General features: G+C 70.8%; 15 protein-coding genes. 9 read left to right on the top strand and 6 right to left on the bottom strand.

Features of this window, described 5'->3' with window-relative positions; genetic code table 11:
- Window positions 1-83: 83 nt before the first annotated feature.
- Window positions 84-1,247 (top strand): GuaB3 family IMP dehydrogenase-related protein, encoded by a 1,164-nt coding sequence (locus ABZ552_RS31165; RefSeq protein WP_281875435.1) that lies wholly within the window; start codon window positions 84-86, stop codon window positions 1,245-1,247.
- Window positions 1,248-1,603: 356 nt separating this feature from the next.
- Here the strand turns inward: ABZ552_RS31165 and ABZ552_RS31160 are convergent, their stop codons facing one another.
- The gene (locus tag ABZ552_RS31160; protein WP_281875433.1) at window positions 1,604-2,404 is read right to left on the bottom strand and encodes an alpha/beta fold hydrolase; all 801 of its coding nucleotides are present in this window, start codon (window positions 2,402-2,404) and stop codon (window positions 1,604-1,606) included.
- A 118-nt stretch (window positions 2,405-2,522) separates the two neighbouring features.
- On the opposite strand from ABZ552_RS31160, the gene guaA reads away from it, so the two are divergent.
- The gene (guaA, locus tag ABZ552_RS31155; protein WP_281875430.1) at window positions 2,523-4,097 is read left to right on the top strand and encodes a glutamine-hydrolyzing GMP synthase; all 1,575 of its coding nucleotides are present in this window, start codon (window positions 2,523-2,525) and stop codon (window positions 4,095-4,097) included.
- A gap of 278 nt (window positions 4,098-4,375) precedes the next feature.
- Here the strand turns inward: guaA and ABZ552_RS31150 are convergent, their stop codons facing one another.
- Complete coding sequence (locus tag ABZ552_RS31150) at window positions 4,376-4,594, bottom strand: hypothetical protein (protein WP_281875427.1); 219 nt, start codon at window positions 4,592-4,594, stop codon at window positions 4,376-4,378.
- On the bottom strand, window positions 4,587-6,212 hold the full coding sequence (locus ABZ552_RS31145) for a PspC domain-containing protein (RefSeq protein WP_350356428.1): 1,626 nt from the start codon (window positions 6,210-6,212) through the stop codon (window positions 4,587-4,589). The genes ABZ552_RS31150 and ABZ552_RS31145 overlap by 8 nt, the downstream gene beginning before the upstream one ends.
- A gap of 313 nt (window positions 6,213-6,525) precedes the next feature.
- Here ABZ552_RS31145 and ABZ552_RS31140 point away from each other — a divergent pair, with 313 nt between their 5' ends.
- Both ABZ552_RS31140 and ABZ552_RS31135 read left to right on the top strand, forming a co-directional pair.
- The gene (locus ABZ552_RS31140) at window positions 6,526-7,755 is read left to right on the top strand and encodes an ATP-binding protein (RefSeq protein ID WP_281881150.1); all 1,230 of its coding nucleotides are present in this window, start codon (window positions 6,526-6,528) and stop codon (window positions 7,753-7,755) included.
- A gap of 128 nt (window positions 7,756-7,883) precedes the next feature.
- On the top strand, window positions 7,884-8,519 hold the full coding sequence (locus ABZ552_RS31135) for a response regulator transcription factor (protein WP_281881149.1): 636 nt from the start codon (window positions 7,884-7,886) through the stop codon (window positions 8,517-8,519).
- Between the two features lie 35 nt (window positions 8,520-8,554).
- On the opposite strand, the gene ABZ552_RS31130 is transcribed toward ABZ552_RS31135, so the two are convergent.
- On the bottom strand, window positions 8,555-9,676 hold the full coding sequence (locus tag ABZ552_RS31130) for a serine/threonine-protein kinase (protein WP_281875424.1): 1,122 nt from the start codon (window positions 9,674-9,676) through the stop codon (window positions 8,555-8,557).
- Between the two features lie 630 nt (window positions 9,677-10,306).
- On the opposite strand from ABZ552_RS31130, the gene ABZ552_RS31125 reads away from it, so the two are divergent.
- Entirely contained in the window at window positions 10,307-10,993 is a 687-nt protein-coding gene (locus ABZ552_RS31125; RefSeq protein ID WP_357441518.1) for a hypothetical protein, read from the top strand.
- A 295-nt stretch (window positions 10,994-11,288) separates the two neighbouring features.
- A complete protein-coding gene (locus ABZ552_RS31120) occupies window positions 11,289-12,875 on the top strand; it encodes a DNA polymerase Y family protein (protein WP_281875423.1) in 1,587 nt (528 codons plus the stop codon).
- 3 nt (window positions 12,876-12,878) lie between these two features.
- Here the strand turns inward: ABZ552_RS31120 and ABZ552_RS31115 are convergent, their stop codons facing one another.
- Window positions 12,879-13,577, bottom strand: a complete 699-nt coding sequence (locus ABZ552_RS31115) for a class I SAM-dependent methyltransferase (RefSeq protein WP_281875421.1) — start codon at window positions 13,575-13,577, stop codon at window positions 12,879-12,881.
- 196 nt (window positions 13,578-13,773) lie between these two features.
- Here ABZ552_RS31115 and ABZ552_RS31110 point away from each other — a divergent pair, with 196 nt between their 5' ends.
- Window positions 13,774-14,529: an alpha/beta hydrolase gene (locus ABZ552_RS31110; protein WP_357441502.1), complete on the top strand. Its 756-nt coding sequence runs from the start codon at window positions 13,774-13,776 to the stop codon at window positions 14,527-14,529.
- A gap of 12 nt (window positions 14,530-14,541) precedes the next feature.
- Here ABZ552_RS31110 and ABZ552_RS31105 read toward each other — a convergent pair whose 3' ends face one another.
- Window positions 14,542-15,501: an SDR family NAD(P)-dependent oxidoreductase gene (locus ABZ552_RS31105; protein WP_281875417.1), complete on the bottom strand. Its 960-nt coding sequence runs from the start codon at window positions 15,499-15,501 to the stop codon at window positions 14,542-14,544.
- A gap of 209 nt (window positions 15,502-15,710) precedes the next feature.
- Here ABZ552_RS31105 and ABZ552_RS31100 point away from each other — a divergent pair, with 209 nt between their 5' ends.
- Together ABZ552_RS31100 and ABZ552_RS31095 are read left to right on the top strand one after the other, a co-directional pair.
- Window positions 15,711-16,166 carry a hypothetical protein gene (locus tag ABZ552_RS31100; RefSeq protein ID WP_281875416.1) on the top strand — a complete coding sequence of 152 codons (456 nt, stop codon included), beginning with the start codon at window positions 15,711-15,713 and terminating at the stop codon, window positions 16,164-16,166.
- 54 nt (window positions 16,167-16,220) lie between these two features.
- Window positions 16,221-19,583, top strand: coding sequence for an error-prone DNA polymerase (locus ABZ552_RS31095; RefSeq protein WP_281875415.1), 3,363 nt, complete (start codon window positions 16,221-16,223; stop codon window positions 19,581-19,583).
- Window positions 19,584-19,662 lie beyond the last annotated feature (79 nt).

The following is a 19,662-nucleotide window of genomic DNA, read 5'->3' as shown; positions in this document are numbered from 1 at the left end:
TCTCGCTCGCTCGGACACGAGCCATAAGAGGGCCGCGAACACGCAGCGCCGCAGGCGCTGCAAATTAGACAAGGAGATTTCGCGTGCGCGACATGGTGGAGATCGGCATGGGCCGGACCGCCCGGCGTACCTACGAGCTGGACGACGTCGACATCGTCCCCTCGCGCCGGACCCGCTCGTCGAAGCAGGTCTCGCTGTCCTGGCAGCTGGACGCCTACCGCTTCGAGATCCCGTTCCTCGCGCATCCCACCGACGCGCTGGTGTCGCCGGAGTTCGCCATCGAACTCGGCCGCCTCGGCGGTCTCGGTGTGATCAACGGCGAGGGCCTGTGGGCGCGGCACGCGGACGTCGGCGCGAAGATCGACCAGCTGCTCGAGCTGGTCGGCAAGGGCGGTTACGAGCGCGCGGTGGCGCTGCTGCAGGAACTGCACGCCGCGCCGATGCAGCCGGATCTGCTCGCCGCCGCGGTCGCGCAAGTTCGCGCCGCCGGTGTGACCGTGGCGGTGCGGGTGAGCCCGCAGAACGCGCGCACACTCACCCCTGCGCTGCTGCAGGCGGGCATCGACCTGCTCGTCGTGCACGGCACGATCATCTCCGCCGAGCATGTCGGCGACGGTGAGCCGCTGAACCTCAAGACCTTCATCGCCGAGCTGGACGTGCCCGTGGTCGCGGGCGGCGTGAGCGATCACCGCACCGCGCTGCACCTCATGCGCACCGGGGCGGCGGGCGTGATCGTCGGCTACGGCTCCTATCCCGGGGCGACCACCACCGGCGAGGTGCTCGGCATCGGCGTGCCGATGGCCACCGCGATCGCGGACGCCGCCGCCGCGCGCCGCGACTATCTGGACGAGACCGGCGGCCGCTACGTGCACGTCATCGCGGACGGCGACGTCGCCACCTCGGGGCAGCTGGCCAAGGCGATCGCCTGTGGCGCGGACGCCGCCATGCTCGGAGTCCCGCTGGCCGTGGCCGCCGAGGCGCCGGGCCGTGGCTGGTACTGGCCGTCGGCGGCCGCCCATCCGTCGGTGCCGCGTGGATCGCTGCTGCACGTCGACGATCCGTGGGATCTCGGTGGCGAGCCGGTCGGCGAGACCGTGCGCCCGAGTCTGGAGCGTGTGCTCTTCGGTCCGTCCGACGATCCGTTCGGCTCGCTGAATCTCGTCGGCGGGTTGCGCCGTTCGATGGCGAAGGCCGGTTACTCGGATCTGAAGGAGTTCCAGAAGGTCGGCCTGAGCGTTCGCGCTTGAGTTCTGTCTGATTTGCAGCCGCCTGCGGCGCTGCGTGTTCGCGGCCCCTCGATGGCTCGCGTTCCAGCGGTCGAGACTCGCGCCTGCGGCGCATGCGCTTCGACCGCTGGAACGCGAGCCGGGCCGCGAACGGCGCTCGTAAGACTCGCTTCTCCGGTGGTCGCCTAGTGGCTGGGAGGGTGCGCAGGGCTGGTCATCGCACGGTGTCAGCCCGGTGCCACGGTCGTAGTCGGGGAAGGCATTCGGACCGTTTGTGCGCCGCGAAGATCGCGGCATGGCTGCTTGCTACCGATCTCGAGCATGCTCTGTTCGGGGTTGGGGTGCAACGGTTTCGATGACTCATCACGTGAATGGTTTCACCGTACGCGAGTGGGTTTCGTTCTGGCGCGCAGGAATTGCTGGATCGCGTGGTTCACCGGTTCGGGGTGGGTCATCGTGACGGCCAGTCGTGCTTCGGCGATTTCGATGAACGTGGCGCCGGACAACCCGTACGCCAGTTCCTGGGCGCGTCCGCGGTCCATGCCGCTGTGCGTGGGGTGGATCACCAAGGCGGGACAAGCGATTTCGCGCAGGCGATCCAGCACCGAATCGCGGCTGAGCAGGCAGCCCGCCGCCACCTCGATGCCGCGCCGGTCGCGCACCAGCCAGCGCTGGGTCCAGATCGAGCGATACCACTCGTCGTCGCCGATCAGCCAGGACGCCAGCTGGTGCACGGCCCGTTCGCGGGAGCCGTCGTCGTACCACTCGTCGAGGAACTTCTGGGTGGCGGTGGACTGCTCGGGGGTGGGACCGTGTGCTTCGGTGCTGATCAGGATGAGCGCGGAGACGCGTTCGGGGGCGATCAAGGCGGTGCGCAGCGCCGTGAACCCGCCCTGCGCGGTGCCGCCGACCACGGCCTGCTCGGCGCCGAGATGATCGAGGACGGTCAGCGCGTCGCGGGCCGCGGTCCAGTAGGTGAAGGGTAGGCCCTCGTCCCGAGTGCGGCCGTGGCCGCGGGCATCCCAGGAGACGATCCGGAACTCCGGTGCGAGCGCGGCCATTTGGGCGGCGAACATGGTGCGGTCCATGAAGAACTCGTGCGCCAGCAGTACCACCGGGCCGTCCCCGCCGCTGTCCTCGTAATGGATGTCGGCATCGATCGCGCGGGCGAAGGGCACGAGCAGAAGGATAACCAGCGAGCCGGTCCCCGGGTGACGATTCGGGCGGTCGGCTCGCCCGCCGCCCGAGCCGCTGTGCCGATGATTCGCTCGTTCGGCCGCTCACTAAACTGGATGGGTGGCACAAACCCAGAGACCGGTCCTCGTCGTCGACTTCGGAGCACAGTACGCCCAGCTGATCGCGCGGCGGGTGCGCGAGTCGAGCGTGTTCTCCGAAGTGGTCCCGCACACCACGACGGTGGAGGAGATCGCCGAGAAGCAGCCGCTCGCGGTGATCCTCTCCGGCGGCCCGGCCAGCGTCTACGCCGAAGGAGCGCCGCAGCTGGACCCGCGGCTGTTCGAGTTGGGGCTGCCGGTCTTCGGCATCTGCTACGGCTTCCAGGCGATGGCCCAAGCGCTGGGCGGCACGGTCGCGCACACCGGCACCCGCGAGTACGGGCGCACCGAACTCAACATCGACGGCGGTTTGCTGCACGGCGGCCTGCCCACTATCCAGCCGGTGTGGATGAGCCACGGCGACGCGGTCACCGACGCCCCCGACGGCTTCGAGGTCACGGGCACCACCGCGGGCGCCCCGGTCGCCGCGTTCGAGGATCGCGCGCGCAGGCTGGCCGGTGTGCAGTACCACCCGGAGGTGTTGCACTCGCCGCACGGGCAGCAGGTGCTGAGCCGGTTCCTGCACGAGCTCGCGGGCATCCCCTCCAGCTGGACACCGGCGAACATCGCCGATTCGCTGGTCGCCTCGGTGCGCGAGCAGATCGGTGACGGGCACGCGATCTGCGGGCTGTCCGGTGGGGTGGACAGCGCCGTCGCCGCCGCCCTGGTGCAACGCGCCATCGGTGACCGGCTGACCTGCGTGTTCGTCGACCACGGCCTGCTGCGTGCGGGGGAGCGCGAGCAGGTGCAGCAGGATTTCGTCGCCGCGACCGGCGCCAAGCTGGTGACCGTCGACGCGGTCGACAAGTTCCTCGGCGAGTTGAAGGGCGTGACCGATCCCGAGGAGAAGCGCAAGATCATCGGGCGGGAGTTCATCCGCTCCTTCGAGGACGCGGTGGGCGAGGTGGTGCTCGCGCACGGCGAAGCCGACGGCGTGACGCCGAAGGTCGAGTTCCTGGTGCAGGGCACGCTCTACCCGGACGTCGTCGAGTCCGGCGGCGGCAGCGGCACCGCGAACATCAAGAGCCATCACAATGTCGGCGGCCTGCCCGACGACCTGGAGTTCGACCTGGTCGAACCACTGCGGCTGCTGTTCAAGGACGAGGTCCGCGCGGTCGGCCGTGAGCTGGGGCTGCCCGAGGAGATCGTTGCCCGCCAGCCGTTCCCCGGTCCGGGCCTGGCCATCCGGATCGTCGGTGAGGTCACCGCGGACCGGTTGGAGACGCTGCGCCAGGCCGACGCGATCGCCCGCGAGGAGCTGACCGCGGCCGGCCTGGACGGGCAGATCTGGCAGTGCCCGGTCGTGCTGCTCGCGGAGGTCCGCAGCGTCGGTGTCCAGGGCGACGGCCGCACCTACGGTCATCCGATCGTGCTGCGCCCGGTCTCCAGCGAGGACGCCATGACCGCCGACTGGACCCGGCTGCCCTACGAGGTGCTCGAACGCATCTCGACCCGCATCACCAACGAGGTGGCGGAGGTCAACCGGGTGGTCCTGGACGTGACCAGCAAGCCGCCGGGCACCATCGAGTGGGAGTGATCGCCCGGTTGCGCGCCGGGCGGTAGCTCGTCACCGAGCCCGCTGACGAAGGTCAGCGGGGACGGTGGAAGGCGCTGTGCAGGATCAAGTGGCCGAGGAGTGTGCCGCCCGAAGCGCCGGGACGGGGATCCGGCGGTGTGGGCCGAGCGGGGGGAGGTGCTTGGTCGGTGGGTTTGTCGGAGTTCATTCGGTTCTCCTGTCGGACGTGGTCCGGCTCGCCTGGCGTTCGGGGATGAAACGAGAAACGGCCCGTCGCGGGGACGGGCCGTTCGGCGTGCTCAGGATCGTTTGCGCGGGGAGACCACCAGCGCGATGCCGATGACGATCGCGGCGAGCACGATGATCCAACCGATCGGGATCATGCTGGCCGCGGGCCAGGACGCTGGGCCGACGAAAGCCCACACGCTGATCGCGAGGGACAGCAGTCCCGCGACGAGCAGCGACGCGGCCGGGCCGCGGCGGGAATCGGTCGTCTCCTTCTGCTCGGTATCAGCCATGCTGCACCTCCACGTTTCCGGCGCGGACGTCGACGTTCAGATCGAGGACCGGCGCGCCGGGAGTATTCGGACCGCTGACGCCGTCGACGCAGCGCGCTTCGGCCATGGTCGCCGTGCAGTGGGTGCGGACGGTCATCTCCGCGGGCAGCAGGACGCGGGCTTCGCCCATCCGGACGTCGAGGTCCACGGTGCGATTGTCGGTCAGTTTCACCGACCGCAGATCCAGCGTGCCGGAACCCATGGTCACCCGGTAGTTCGATGCGAGGTCGGCGACGGAAGCCGGCGCCCAGGTGTGGTCGCCCATCGCGCCCTGCTCGAACTCGATCGGACCGACCGCGGAGGCGAGCAGCACGAACCCGGCGAGCGGCGCGGTGAGCACCAGCAGGCCGTAGCCGCGCCGCAGGAACGCCCCGAGCACCAGGCCGAGGCCGATCACGGCGAGCGCCGCCGCGGCGATCCGGCCGGGTGTCATCCACTCCGCGCCCGAGGCCGCCGCCGCACCAGCGCCCGCTGCCGCGAGGATGGCCAGCCCGATCACCACCGGGGTCAGGCGGGAGCGGGGACGCTTCGGCGGCGGGGCGACGACGGTGCGGGCGGGCGTCGGCTCCGGGAGGTCCCAGGCGAGCGGAGCGACGCCAAGCGGATCCCAGGAAGGTGGGGTCGAGCCGCCGATGATCGCGGGGTGAGCGGCCATGGGGCGGTGCGGGCTCGCGGCGGGCCCGGACACCGGAACGTCTTTGCCGAGGGCGACCGGACCATCGGGTGAGGTCCTGGCGACCGATTCGCGCCGGTCAGTCGTATCGGGCGCGGTTCGGACGCCTGCCTCGGCTTGCCCGCTGCCGGCCGTAGCCGGTCCCTGATCATCGACCGCGGTAGGCGAATCGGCCTGGCCTTTTTCGTCGGCGGACGAACTCGTCTCCGCCCCCGCGGCGGGCATTGCCGACGCCTCCGGAACCACGGTCGCGTCGTCGGTCGCGGGCTTGTGCAGCGGGACCGTCGTCGCGGCGGCGGGCCCCTCCGGAACGTAGGCGTCCGGCAGCTTCGTATACGGGGTGTACACGCTGGTCGGCGGTACGTACATGTCCCCGACGGTGCGGGGCGCCCCCGGGGGGAAGACCGCGCCGGGGTAGCCGGTGGCGGTGATCCCGCCCTCCGGGGCGAATCCGCCGAACGCCTCGGTGGTTCCCGGCGGCGGGTTGGGCGTGCGCAGGTGCAGCATCCACCAGCCCGCCAGCATCAGCGCGAGGCTGATCAGGCCGGATCCGCCGAGACCCACACCGACCGGGCCCATCGTGCTGACCGCGATGGCCAGCGCCACGATCAAGACGATCGTCTTGGTCTGCGACTGCGAGCTGTGGCCCTTGCCGACCAGCGACTCGGCCGCGGACGCCTGATCGCCCGCCGCGCTCAGCAGCAGCCAGGCCAGCAGGTAGAGCACCATGCCCGCGCCGCCGAAGATCGTCGAGACGACGAACGCGACGCGCACCAGCACCGGGTCGATCTCGTAGCGGCGCGCGAACCCCGCCGCGACGCCCGCGATCGGTCCCTGTCGCGGCAATCGGACCGGCCGGGTCTGCCATATCTGCTGGACCTGGTCGCCGAAGCTCGTTTTCGTCATGTTTCCCATGGTGTGCCGCGCCACGGAACCGGCGCATCGGGGGGAACCCTGAAAAACGGCCTGAACACTTTGGACCGATCCACTGATGTAGCAATTACTCAGCTATGCCTGTGTCCGGGTGGGATGGATCGCTTCTGCCCTGGTCGGCGCGGGTGTCGCCCCCCAAGATCAGGGTGAATCCGGATGGCTGGCAGGTCTGTTGTCGGGCAGTATCGAAGACATGTACCCGTCTGTTCCCGCGTTCGACACTCGGGGGTTCGACGCCGCCCGCGGGCTGGGACCCGCGACGGTTCCCGGGCCGCCGCAGGCGCGGATGGTCCGCCGGTCCGGCGGCCGGATCGTCGGCGGAGTGGCGGGCGGTCTGGCCGACCATCTGGACGTCGACGTGTTCAAGGTGCGGATGGCGTTCGTGCTGCTGTCCGCGCTGGCCGGGGCGGGCATCGTCGCCTACGGGCTGCTGTGGATCTTCTCGCCGGGCGGGTCGGACCAGGCGAAACCCTCCGGTGCGGAGCGGCGGCAGGCGATCGGGCTCGCCATGCTCGGGCTCGGCCTCGCGGTCGCCGTGTCGTGGGTGTTCAGCGGGACGGCGGCGAAGGTGATCGCGCCGATCATCGTGGTCGCGGTCGGTGCGGCGCTGGTGTGGCGGGAGTACGACGTCGACGGGCCGCGTTCGCTGCTCGGAATGCCCGCGCGGCCCTCAGTGGTCACCTGGTCGCGCATCGTCGCCGGTGCGACGCTGATCGTGGCCGGTCTCGGCGTGGTGGTGCTGGCCCGGATCGATCTGAGCTCGCTCGGATCGGCGCTGCTCGCGGTCGCGGTCACGCTGGTCGGCGCCGGGCTGCTGACGGTTCCGCTGTGGCTGCGCATGATGCGTGCGTTGAACGCCGAGCGCGCCGCGCGCATCCGCAACGAGGAACGCGAGGAGATCGCCTCGCATCTGCACGATTCCGTGCTCCAGACGCTCGCGCTCATCCAGCGCCAGGCCGACGACCCGCAGGAGGTGCTGCGGCTGGCCCGCAGCCAGGAGCGGGAGCTGCGGAAATGGCTGTTCGAGGATGCCGGCCCCGCGCAGTCGAGCTTGGCCGCGGCCCTGCGCACCATCGCGGGCGAGGTGGAGGATCAGCACGGCGTGAAGGTGGCGCCGGTGACCGTCGGCGACGTGTCGATGGACATCGACGGCTCCGGATCGGGTCTGCCGAAAGAGCACTTCACCGCATTGCTGGGGGCGAGCAGGGAAGCGCTGGTCAACGCCGCGAAGCACGCGGGCGTCCCGGAGATCGACCTGTTCGCCGAGGTGGAGCCGCATCAGGTGAGCATCTTCGTCCGTGACCGCGGCTCCGGCTTCGACCTCGCGTCCGTGCCGGAAGACCGCCGCGGCCTGGCCAAGTCCGTTCGCGGCCGGATCGAGCGCCGCGGGGGCCAGGTGGACATCCTGTCGACGCCGGGCCGCGGCACCGAGGTCCGGATCATCATGCCGCGCAGCGACTCCGGTTGCCCCGCCACGGACGAAGAGCCCGCCCGCGCCGCGGGCACCGCCCGCTAGGACGCGGACCCTTCGATTCCGCGCGGTCAGCACAGCGGACGCGAGGACGGGACATCTGCGCGGAGCGCGTGGGGGACGAGTGTGGTACCGGTTGGGGGTCATGGGTCGGTTAGGAGAAGTAGGTGACCGTGCGGGTCTTTCTCGTCGATGATCACGCCGTTTTTCGGTCGGGTGTGCGTGCTGAATTGAGCCGGGAGGCGGACATGGAGGTGGTCGGGGAGGCCGGCGGGGTGGCGGAGGCGGTGGCCGGGATCAACGCCGAGCGCCCGGACGTCGTCCTGCTCGACGTGCACATGCCCGACGGCGGCGGGGTGGCGGTGCTGGCCGGCATCGAACCGGGACCGGTGTGCCTGGCGCTGAGCGTGTCCGACGCGGCCGAGGACGTGATCGCGGTGATCCGGGCCGGCGCCAGAGGGTATGTGACCAAGACGATTTCGGGGGCCGAGCTGGCCGACGGCATCCGCAGGGTGGCGGGCGGCGACGCGGTCTTCAGCCCGCGATTGGCCGGATTCGTGCTGGACTCGTTCACCGGGAGGTCCCCGGTGCCCGAGCCGCCCCTCGACCCCGAACTCGACTCACTGACGCCGCGCGAGCTGGAGGTGCTGCGCCTGCTCGCCCGCGGCTACACCTATCGCGAGATCGCCGAAACCCTGTTCATCTCCGTGAAAACAGTGGAGACGCACGCCTCCAACGTGCTGCGCAAGACTCAGCAGTCCAACCGCAACGCCCTGACCCGCTGGGCCCACCGCCGCCGCATCGACTGACCGCCGCTCGCATACCCGCTGGATGCGCGCGGACGTCAGAGGACGGCGACGATGATCGCGATGATGATGATCAGGCCGATCAGCAGGCCCACGGCGATGGCCAAGGGGGCGTTGCTCGGCTGCGGGTTCCTGGCGCGCTGCGGAGGTGCGGCCGCGGTGGCGCCCACGTGGTTGCGGTGCGGGCGGGGGAGCGGCGTGGAGTGGGGGCTGCGGATGCCGGACGCCGAATTGCGGGCGGCCCAGAACGGGATGGTTCCGTCCTCGGTGCGGACGGGCGCGCCGAGAATGTACGGCCCGGTGCCGGGGCCGAAAGCGGCGGTGAGGATTTCGTCACGCGCCTCGGCCATGGTCGGGCGGCGCTGCGGCGCGGGCTCCATCATGTGCAGCAGCGCCTGGGTGAGCGCGCCGCTGCGGGTCGGCGGGATGATCTGCGCCATGGCGGCGCGGTGCACGATGACGTCGCTGTCCTCGTCGAAGCCGTACGGCGGCTGCCCTTCGATCGCGGTGTAGAGCGTGGCGCCCAGGGAGAACACGTCGCTGGCCTTGGTCGGCTGCGCCCCGCGCGCCACCTCGGGCGGCAGGTAGGAGGGGGTGCCGGTGATCACGCCGTCCGGTTCGTCGGACAGATCGCCCGCACCGCGGGAGATGCCGAAGTCGCTGAGTTTCGCCATGCCCACGCCGGGGCCGCGATCGGCGACGAGGATGTTGCCCGGCTTGATATCCCGGTGCACGATGCCGACCGCGTGCGCGGCGGCCAGCGCGTCGGCGACCTGGGCGCCGATCTGCGCGACCTCGATCGGCGGCAGGGTGTCGACCAGCGCGAGCGCTTTCGCGACACTGCGGGAAGGTAGGTGCTCCATCACCAGCCAGGGCTCACCGGCTTCGAGCACCACGTCGTAGACGGCGATCGCGTGGTCGTGCGAGAGTTTCGCGGCGACCCGGCCCTCGTGCATGATCTGGTTGCGGACGGCGTTCGCCTCTTCCTCGTCCAGCCCGGCCGTGGTGAGCACCTGTTTGATGGCGACGTCCCGGTCGAGCAAGCGGTCGTGCGCCAGCCAGACCGCGCCCATGCCGCCGCCCCCCAGCTTCGACTGGAGGCGATAGCGGCCTGCGACGAGATACTGGGGGCCGACAGTGGGACGAGCGCGTTCGGTCACGGGTGCAGGGTAGCGGAAAATGAGGCTAGCTGGCCTGATTCGTGTTCGCGCATAGGCGAGACAGCAGGCGCGGCCGTACGCCGGGGCCGCCTGCTGACGCTGGGTCGGATGTGTGCCACACACCATACCGATGAACGGGTGCTGCGGTGCTGTAGCCGGGCGCACGCCGGATTCTGCCCCGTCTGTTCTCGCATCGGGAATCGCGTCACTCGGCATGGGTTGCCGGGAGGAGTCGGGGCGATCCCGGTTTGCCGGTGAGGTCGCTTTCCCGTGGACAGGACGCGCGTCCGCCGGAGCCGGGTCCTGTCTGCGCGCCCGGCCTGGTGGAGCAGGGCGGGATCCGCTCGAGGCACCGTTCGGGCGACACGAAGCACTGCGCCCTTGACGAAACCCGGGGGTCGGTTTCTACTGGGTCGGTATCGAACGTATATTCGATACAAATCGATAGCTAGATCGGTGCTGGCACTCCAATCGAGGGTCGCTCCGCACGCTTCGCCTCGGGTCCATCGTGGGAAGTAGGTGGTTGGGATGGGTTCGGATGCGATCTCGCAGGGAGGGGTGAATCGGGACGCGCTGACGCGCGGTGGTGGGCGGGGGGACGCTCCATCGCTGGCTGAACTGCGCAGACGCATGGCCGCGGTACCGGGTCGCGGAGAATCGGCGGCGCATCGGGTGCCGCTCGGCGCCGGATCGCGGAGGGCGGCACTGCCCGTGCCCGCAGCGCTCGCGCCGCTGTTGCCCGATGGTGGCCTGACCAAGGGTTCCGTCGTGGCGTACACGGGGGCGAACTCGCTGCTGGCCGGTCTGCTCGCCGCGGTGACCGAGGGTGGTGGGCATGCCGCAGTGGTCGGCATGCCCCGGCTCGGTCTGCTCGCCGCGGTGGAGATGGGCGCGCAGCTGCGGCGGCTGGCCGTGATCGCCGACCCCGGCCCTGACCCGGTAGAGGTGGCCGCGGTGCTGCTCGACGGGCTCGACCTGGTCGTGCTCGGGCTCGGCGGCGGCGCCGTCGCGCCCGCGCGCAGCCGGGTGATCGCGGCCCGCGCCCGCAACAAGGGCGCCACCCTCGTGGTCGCCGACGGTCGCTGGCCAGGCGCGTCCCTCCGGCTCGACGCCCGCGTCTCGGGGTATGCCGGGCTCGGCCGCGGGCGTGGACGCTTGCGTTCGCTCGGCTTGACGGTCGAGGTGCGTGGCAAGGCGGGACCGCCGCGGCGCGGACGGCTGGATCTGTGCCCGAACGCCGGGCGTGTGGAATGGGTGCTGCGCGAAAAAGCCGTTCGAACAGTCGAAGCCATCGACACACAGGAGGCGGTGTCGTGAGTGTGCCTGCGGGCTCCGCGGCTTTCCCCGGCGTCTCGACGACTCCTGCTCACCGCTGCCGGGAGCCGATCCGGCCCGGCGCGCCGACCGAACGTTTCGGCACGGCCGGCCGCGACGGCCGCAGGCGCGATCCAGGGGTGCGGGCGGGCGGCAGCGAGCGCGCGAGGGTCCGGTGGGATGATCTTGCTCCCGAGTGCATGTCGGGCGATGCCCCGGCCCGTTCCGCCGGAGCAGGGCGTTCGCGCGGACGCGCTGGTCTCCGGAAACCGCGGATGGTGGAAGGTCGTGCGGCGCCGTGATCCGGCCGGGGTCGAAGCGGGTGCTCGCCCTGTGGTGCCCGGACTGGCCCGCGGTCGCCGCGGCGGCGGTGGCGGGACTGCCCGCGACGCGGCCGGTGGCGGTGTTGTTCGCCAACCGGGTAGTGGCCTGTTCGGCGATCGCGCGAGCCGAAGGGGTGCGTCGCGGCCTGAAACGCCGAGAAGCTCAGGCGCGGTGTCCCGAGCTGTTCCTCGCGCAACAGGATCAGGATCGCGACGCGCGACTGTTCGAACCGGTGGTGGCGGCGGTGGCCGCGACGGTGCCCGGGGTGGAGGTGCTGCGCCCCGGGTTGCTCGTGCTCGCCGCGCGAGGTGCGGCGCGGTTCTTCGGGTCCGAGGAGGCGGCGGCCGAACGGCTGGTCGACGCGGTGGCCGCGGCCGGGGCGGAGGCACAGATCGGGATCGCCGACGAGCTGTCCACGGCGGTGATCGCCGCCCGGCGCGCCGCGATCGTGCCCGCGGGGGCGGGAGCGCGCTTCCTCGCACCGCTGCCGGTCGGGGAACTCGCGGTCGAGCCGAGCCTGGCCGCCCCGGAACGCGCCGATCTGGTCGATCTGCTGCACCGCTTGGGTTTACGCCGGATCGGGGATTTCGCCGCGCTCTCGGCGGCGGAGGTCGCCTCCCGGTTCGGGACCGACGCCGTGCTCGCGCATCGCTGCGCCAGGGCCGAGCCGGAGCGTCCGCCGTCCGCGCGGCAGCCGCCGCCGGATCTGGTGGTGGAGTACCGCTGCGATCCGCCGATCGAGCGGGTCGACGCGGCGGCCTTCGCCGGGCGCCTGCTCGCCACCCGGCTGCACAGCGCGCTGGCGGCTGCCGGGCTGGCCTGCACGAGACTTTCGGTGCACGCGGAAACCGGGGCTGGAGAAGATCTTTCGCGGATCTGGCGCTGCGCCGAGCCGCTCACCCCGGAGGGCACGGCCGATCGGGTGCGCTGGCAGCTGGACGGCTGGCTCACCCGGCGCGACGGCGCGCGACCCACCGCGCCGATCACCGTGCTGCGGTTGGAACCCGTCGAGGTGATCACGGCGGGCGCGCTGCAACTCGGATTGTGGGGTGGAGACGGGGAAGAGGACGAGCGTGCCCGTCGTGCGTTGATCCGGGTTCAGGGGTTGCTCGGCGGGGAATCGGTGCGGGTCGGCGTCCTGAGCGGCGGGCGCGGGCCCGCCGACCGCATCACCATGGTCACGCTGGGGGATGAACTCGTTCCCGCGGCCGACCCGGCGCAGCCCTGGCCGGGGCGGCTGCCCGAGCCCGCCCCCGCCGTGATCCTGCTGAACCGTCCGTTGGTGCGGCTGGAAGCCGCCGACGGCGCGCTCGTCAAAGTCACCGACCGCGCCCTGTTCGACGCCGACCCCGCACTGCTGCGATGGGGAAGCAAACAGTGGCGGCTGACCGGCTGGGCGGGCCCGTGGCCGGTGGACGAACGCTGGTGGGCGCCCGATTCGGGCGACGCGGAGTACACCGCCCGCGCACAGGTCCAACTCGACGACGCCCCTGCCGCAGACAAAGTGCTGTTGCTGATCTATCACGACGAAACTTGGCGCGCCGAGGGGCTTTACGACTGAGGACTACTCCGGGCGCGACCACACCGTCGCCAGCGTGAACGGATGGCCGCGCAACGCGGCCCATTTCGGCTTGCGGGCCAGCCAGGCGTCGTCCACCAGGGCCTCGGCTACTTCGGTGAGCACCCAGCCCGCGGCCAGGCCTGCCGTCAGGTGCTCGCTGATCAAGTGCAAGTGGGTGCTGATCGCCACCGGTTCACCGGACGGGTCGGTGTAGTGCGTCGGCATTCCGGACACCATGATGAACTGCGGGTGGTAGCTGACCAGTACGCATCGCGCGCCCGGCGCGGCCAGCCGCCATGCCTCCGCGTAGAACGGCGCCAGCTCGGGTAGGTGCTCGTCGATCAGTGACGCGATCACCAAGTCGTAGGCGCCGCCCGCCAGTCCCGTGGCCCGCACGTCCGCGCGGGTCAGCGTGGTGTGGGCGCCGCGTTCGGCGGCCAACGCCAGCATCCCCTGGCTCACGTCGACCCCGTCGATGTGCGTTAACCCGCGCTCTCGCAACCAAGTTCCGGTTCGGCCGGTGCCGCAACCGAGGTCGGCCGCGCGCCGTACTCGGCCGAGGTCCAGGTGCAATCGCCCGAGCAGGGCGAGATCCATTTCATCCAGGACCGTTTGCTCGTAGGTGGGCGCCCAGCCGTCGTACCCCGTGGCGACGTCGACGGTGCGGTAGTCGCGGCGGTCGAAATCGGCGAAGGAGGGCATGCGGCGAGTATTGTTCCGAGTTCGCGCCCGCGCCAGGCATTTTCCGAGCTACTCGAAATACGGACGGGGACATCGCAGTTCGTGACGTCTCGCTGCCTGTCCCGGCAAAGTGCCCACTCGAACTGCGTCTTTGCGGTGGGTGATCAGCGCTACACCGCGCGGAGTCGGCGCATGACTGCCGGTATCCTCGTTGGTCGTGGATCTGACGCTGGGCCAGGTGACATTCGGAGACGTGCGGATCGCCTATCGGGACTCGGGGGTGGGCGCGGTCAGCGACATCCCCGTGCTGCTGGTGCACGGGATGGGCGGCGACGGGCATACGTGGGACCGGTTCGCGCGCGTTCTGGTGCGGTCCGGACGCCGTGTGATCATCCCCGATCTCCGTGGACACGGCCGTAGCTCACACGCCGATTCCTATCTCTTCGACGACTTCGGCGACGATCTGCTGCGCCTGTGCGACCATCTGGAGCTGCCCGCGGTGGACCTGGTCGGGCATTCGCTCGGCGGTTACGCGGTGTCGCGCGTCGCGCAGGAGCGGCCGCAACTGGTGCGCAGGCTGGTCATGGAGGAGTGCCCGCTTCCGCTGCAGTCCGGCGCCGAGGAAGTGCGTCTGACCCGCCGGTTTCCCACCGTGCCCGAACTCTGGCACGCCACCTCGAGCCTGGTCCGGCACCCGCGCGCGGTGCTCGCGTTCGACCGCTCCATGACGAAGACGGCGCTCGAGCAGTTCCGCAAGCCGAACCCGGAGTGGTGGGACCGGCTCTCCGACATCACCGCACCCACCCTGGTGTTGTGCGGCGGCCCGGGCGGCATGGTGGATCCGGAGAAGCTCACCGTCCTGCAAGCAGGCCTCGCGGACTGCACGGTCACCACCTTCACCTGCGGCCACAGCATCCATCGCGACCGCTACTGGGAGTTCGCCGCCGCCGTCCGGCCGTTCCTGGCGGGCTGACCTTCTTTCGGTTCACCAATGGGTGCCGGGCACCCAGCGGGCGGCGCGGCGTAAGGCCGTACCCGTGACGCGGCGCGCGGTCGACCGGGTGCGGGGCACGGGGAGCGCAGCAGTGGGGTCGGCCGGCTCGCCGGGCGCGTTCGGTTCGCCCTTGGCCGCGGGGGAGTCGGGCAGGGAGCGGTAGTAGCGGTGCAGGACGCGGTCGCGGATCTTCGGGGCGAGCAGCGCGCCGTATTCGGCGATGGTGCCCAGCGGTACGTCGATGCGTTTGGGCCGTTCGGTCAGCGCGCGCACGATGGTCGCCGCAGCCCACTCGGGGGACTCCGCGGGGCCCTGGTCACCGCTCGGGGTGATCATCGGCGTGCGCACCAGCGGCATGTGGATGGTGGTGAAGGTGACGCCGTCGGCCATGGTCTCGACGGCCGCCACCTCGGTGAACTTGTCCAGCGCCGCCTTGCTGGCCAGATACGCCGCGAACCGCGGCACGGCCATCTGCACGCCCGCGCTGCTGATGTTGACGATGTGCCCGAACTTGCGTTCCCGCATCCGCGGCAGCAGGGCCAGCGTCAGCCGCAGCGCGCCGAAGTAGTTGACGGCCATGGTGCGTTCGAAGTCGTGCAGCCGGTCGGTGGAGCGGTGGATGGCGCGGCGGATCGAGCGGCCCGCGTTGTTGACCAGCATGTCCACGTGGCCGTGTTCGCGCAGGATGGTCTCGACCACGTGGTCGACCGAGCCGGTATCGGTGACGTCGCAGGAGTATCCGTAGGCCGAGCCGCCCGCGGCCCGGATCTCGTCGACGACGGCGGCGAGTTCCTCGCCCCGGCGCGCGAGCAGGAAGACGGTGGCGCCCTTGCCCGCGACCGCCACCGCCGCCGCCCGGCCGATTCCGGAGGACGCTCCGGTGATGAGGACGTGCCGTCCGGTGAGGTCGCGGTCGCGGCGCCGGGTGGGCTCAGCGGATGCGTCGGTCATCGCTGCTCCTTTGCAGGTCTGGTGGCGATGAACTTACTCCGAAGTAAGTTCGCTGCCAAGTGGCCCCGGTCACACTCGGATCGGTATATCCCCCATCGGCGCGCCTGTATCGGCGCGTCCGAGAACCGCTCGGGCGTGGGGTTTTCGGGTGCGCGAAACGCATCGAACAACTCTCGAAACGTTCGAACATATGTGCGATACTTCACCGCATGTCGGACGATCGGATGGCGGAGGTGTTTGCCGCGGTGCGGCTCGGTGGCGTCGACCCCGCGGCGGGGCGACGGGCGTTGGAAAAGCTCTGGGACGAACTCGGCGAACGCGGCGGAGCGTTGCAGCGCTGTGTGGTCGCCCATCATCTCGCCGATCTCCAAGAGGAGCCCGCCGAGGCGTTGCGCTGGGATCAGCGCGCGCTGGCCGCGGTGTTCGGCCCCGGCGTGCCGCTCGACGAAGGGCTGCGCGGTTTCTTGCCCTCGCTCTATCTCAACCTGGCCGACAGTCATCGCCGGGTCGGCGAGTTCGAAGTGGCCAGGATGCAACTGGCGATCGCTCGCGGGCATCTCGACGTTCTCGCCTCCGACGCCTACGGTGCGCTCATCCGCGCTCGGCTGAAGGGCGTCGAGGCCGCGCTGGCCGCCGGTTCCGTCGAGCGCCTGTCAGTGGCCTGACCTGCCTGTACATCGTCGCTTATCGAATGTATGTTCGAGGCGAGGAGGTGAGTCGTGGGCTGGGGCAACGGTCCGCCCAGCTGGGCGGAGATGGAGCGGGTGCTGTCCGGGCGGCCCGGGCGGACCAACCCCGACGCGATGTATCCGGGCGACGGCGGCGACAGCCCGGCGTGGTCGCGCAAGCGCGGCGAGTACCGCGCCGAGCCGGTGCGCGGCGCCGAAGCGCCGCCGGTCCCGTACGCGGAGCTGCACGCGCATTCGGCCTACAGCTTCCTGGACGGCGCCAGCCCACCGGAGGAGCTGGTGGAGGAGGCGGTGCGGCTCGGCCTGACGGCGATCGCGCTCACCGACCACGACGGCTTCTACGGCACCGTCCGCTTCGCCGAGGCGGCCAGGGAATGGGGAATGCCCACCGTCTTCGGAGCCGAGCTGTCCCTCGGCACGGCCGCCGAGCCGCGCGTTCCCGGCTCCGCGAGCGGGCACGCCGTCGCCCCCGACTCGGCGCCGCGCACCGGCGCGCCGGACCCGGCCGGGCCGCACCTGCTGGTGCTGGCCCGCGGCCAGGAGGGCTACCGCAGGCTCTCCCGCGAGATCGCCGCCGCGCACATGGCCGCCGGGGAGAAAGGCATCCTGCGCTACGACCTCGACACTCTCACCGCGGCCGCCGAGGGGCACTGGCAGATCCTGACCGGGTGCCGGAAGGGACACCTGCGTCAGGCGCTCGAGCTCGACTTGCGCACCGGCAGCACCCGCCTCGAACGGGCGGAAGCCGCGCTGCGTGAGCTGACCGACCGCTTCGGCGCCGACCGGGTGAGCGTGGAGCTGACCCAGCACGGCATCCCGGAGGACGACGAGCGCAACGCGCATCTGATCGCCTTGGCCGATCGCGTCGGCCTGCCCGTGCTCGCCACCACCGGAGCGCATTTCGCCGCACCGAGCCGGCGTCGCCGCGCCATGGCGCTCGCGGCGATCCGGGCCAGGCAGAGCCTGGACGAGATAGCGGGCTGGTTGGCCCCGGTGGGCGGCGCGCACCTGCGGTCCGGGGCGGAAATGGCGCGGTTGTTCGCCGACTGCCCGCAGGCGGTGGCGAACGCGGCGGCCCTGGCCCGCGAATGCGCCTTCGACCTGCAACTGATCGCGCCGCACCTGCCGCCCTTCGACGTGCCCGCCGGGCACGACGAACAGTCCTGGCTGCGCGAGCTCACCATGGCGGGCGCCGCGGCGCGCTATGGGACCCCCGAGCAGAACCCGGAGGCCTACCGGCAGATCGAGCACGAACTCGCGGTGATCGACAAGCTGGAGTTCCCCGGCTACTTCCTGGTGGTGCATGACATCGTCAGCTTCTGCAAGGACAACGACATCCTGTGCCAGGGTCGCGGTTCGGCGGCCAACTCCGCGGTCTGCTACGCCATCGGCATCACCAATGTCGACCCGGTGCGCAACCACTTGCTGTTCGAGCGTTTCCTCTCCCCGGAGCGCGACGGTCCGCCCGACATCGACGTCGACATCGAATCCGACCGCCGCGAAGAGGCCATCCAGCACGTCTACCGCAAGTACGGCCGCGAATACGCCGCGCAGGTGGCCAACGTGATCACCTACCGCGGCAAGTCCGCGGTCCGGGATGCCGCACGGGCGCTGGGGTTTTCACCCGGGCAGCAGGACGCGTGGAGCAAGCAGGTGAGCCGCTGGACGGGCGTCGGCGCCGAGACGAACACCGACATCCCCGCCGAGGTGCTGGAACTGGCCGCCGATATCGAGGGCCTGCCCAGGCACTTGGGCATCCACTCCGGCGGCATGGTGATCTGCGACCGGCCGATCGCCGACGTATGCCCGGTGGAATGGGCGCGCATGCCCGGCCGCAGCGTCCTGCAGTGGGACAAGGACGATTGCGCTGCCATCGATCTGGTGAAGTTCGACCTGCTCGGCCTCGGCATGCTCTCCGCGCTGCACTACATGATCGACCTGGTGCGCGAGCACAAAGGCGAGACCGTCGAGCTGCACTCGCTGGACCTGGCCGAGCCCGAGGTCTACGAGATGCTCGCGCGCGCGGACTCGGTCGGCGTCTTCCAGGTCGAGTCGCGCGCGCAGATGGCGACCCTGCCCAGGCTGCGCCCGCGCAGCTTCTACGACCTGGTGGTCGAGGTGGCGCTGATCCGTCCCGGCCCGATCCAGGGCGGCTCGGTCCACCCCTACATCCGCAGGCGCAACGGTGTGGAGGACGTCGTCTACGACCATCCGGCGCTGAAGAATTCGCTGGAACGCACGCTCGGCGTGCCGCTGTTCCAGGAGCAGCTCATGCAGATGGCCGTCGACGTCGCCGGATTCACCGCCGTCGAGGCCGATCAGCTGCGCCGCGCCATGGGCTCCAAGCGGTCCACGGAACGCATGGAGCGCCTGAAGGCGCGGCTCTACCAGGGCATGCGCGAGCAGCACGGGATCACCGGCGAAGTCGCCGACCGGATCTACGAGAAGCTCTACGCATTCGCGAATTTCGGCTTCCCGGAAAGTCATTCGCAGAGCTTCGCCGCGATCGTCTATTACTCGGCCTGGTTCAAACTGCATCATCCCGCCGCCTTCTGCGCGGGTCTGCTGCGCGCCCAGCCGATGGGGTTCTACTCGCCGCAGTCGCTGGTCGCCGACGCGCGCAGGCACGCGGTCGCGGTGCACGGTCCCGACGTCAACGCCAGCCGGGCCGAGGCGACGCTGGAGGCTCAGGGCACCGAGGTGCGCCTGGGCCTCGCCGCGATCCGCCAGATCGGCGACGACCTCGCCGAACGCATCGTCGCCGCCAGGGGCGAGCGGCCCTACACGTCCTTCCTCGACCTGACCGGCCGGGTGGAACTGACTGTGGCGCAAGCCGAATCGCTCGCCACGGCGGGCGCGCTCGGCAGTCTCGGGATCACCCGCCGCGAGGCGCTCTGGGCGGCGGGCGCGGCCGCGGGCGAGCGCTCGGACCGGTTGCCAGGTACCGGCGCGGCCACCACCGCGCCCGCTCTGCCCGGGATGAGCGACCTCGAGCTGGCGGCCGCCGATGTGTGGGCCACCGGCGTCTCGCCGGGCAGCTATCCGACGGAATTCCTGCGCCCGCACTTGGACGCGCTCGGCGTCGTACCGGCCGCCGGCCTGCTCACGGTGCCCGACGGCTCGCGTGTGCTGGTGGGCGGCGCGGTAACGCACCGGCAGCGTCCCGCCACCGCGGAGGGCGTCACCTTCCTCAATCTGGAAGACGAGACCGGCATGGTGAACATCGTCTGCTCGCTGGGGCTGTGGCGGCGCTACCGGCGCCTCGCCCAGGGCGCTGCCGCTCTGCTCATCCGCGGCCGGGTGCAGAATGCCGAAGGCGTGGTCAGCGTGGTCGCCGAACATCTCCAGCGCATGGATCTGCGGATGGCGTCCAAATCGCGCGACTTCCGTTGAGCCCATTGCTTTAAAGAAGTATTAGAAGCGCTCTAGGAAACCGTTATGCGGGGCTGTCCGCGCAGCGTAAACGGCTACT

The organism is Nocardia sp. NPDC019219 (genome assembly GCF_040632645.1).
GTDB lineage: Bacteria > Actinomycetota > Actinomycetes > Mycobacteriales > Mycobacteriaceae > Nocardia > Nocardia sputorum.
Note: the sequence above shows the minus strand (reverse complement) of the source record. Positions and strands in the feature narration are given on the sequence as shown.

Excerpts from the sequence above, each read along its gene's own strand:
- ABZ552_RS31150 (WP_281875427.1), bottom strand. The coding sequence starts at position 4,594 with ATGGCTGATACCGAGCAGAAGGAGACGACCGATTCCCGCCGCGGCCCG.
- ABZ552_RS31145 (WP_350356428.1), bottom strand. The coding sequence starts at position 6,212 with ATGACGAAAACGAGCTTCGGCGACCAGGTCCAGCAGATATGGCAGACC.
- ABZ552_RS31140 (WP_281881150.1), top strand. The coding sequence starts at position 6,526 with ATGGTCCGCCGGTCCGGCGGCCGGATCGTCGGCGGAGTGGCGGGCGGT.
- ABZ552_RS31125 (WP_357441518.1), top strand. The coding sequence starts at position 10,307 with ATGGCCGCGGTACCGGGTCGCGGAGAATCGGCGGCGCATCGGGTGCCG.
- ABZ552_RS31115 (WP_281875421.1), bottom strand. The coding sequence starts at position 13,577 with ATGCCCTCCTTCGCCGATTTCGACCGCCGCGACTACCGCACCGTCGAC.
- ABZ552_RS31105 (WP_281875417.1), bottom strand. The coding sequence starts at position 15,501 with ATGACCGACGCATCCGCTGAGCCCACCCGGCGCCGCGACCGCGACCTC.
- ABZ552_RS31100 (WP_281875416.1), top strand. The coding sequence starts at position 15,711 with ATGTCGGACGATCGGATGGCGGAGGTGTTTGCCGCGGTGCGGCTCGGT.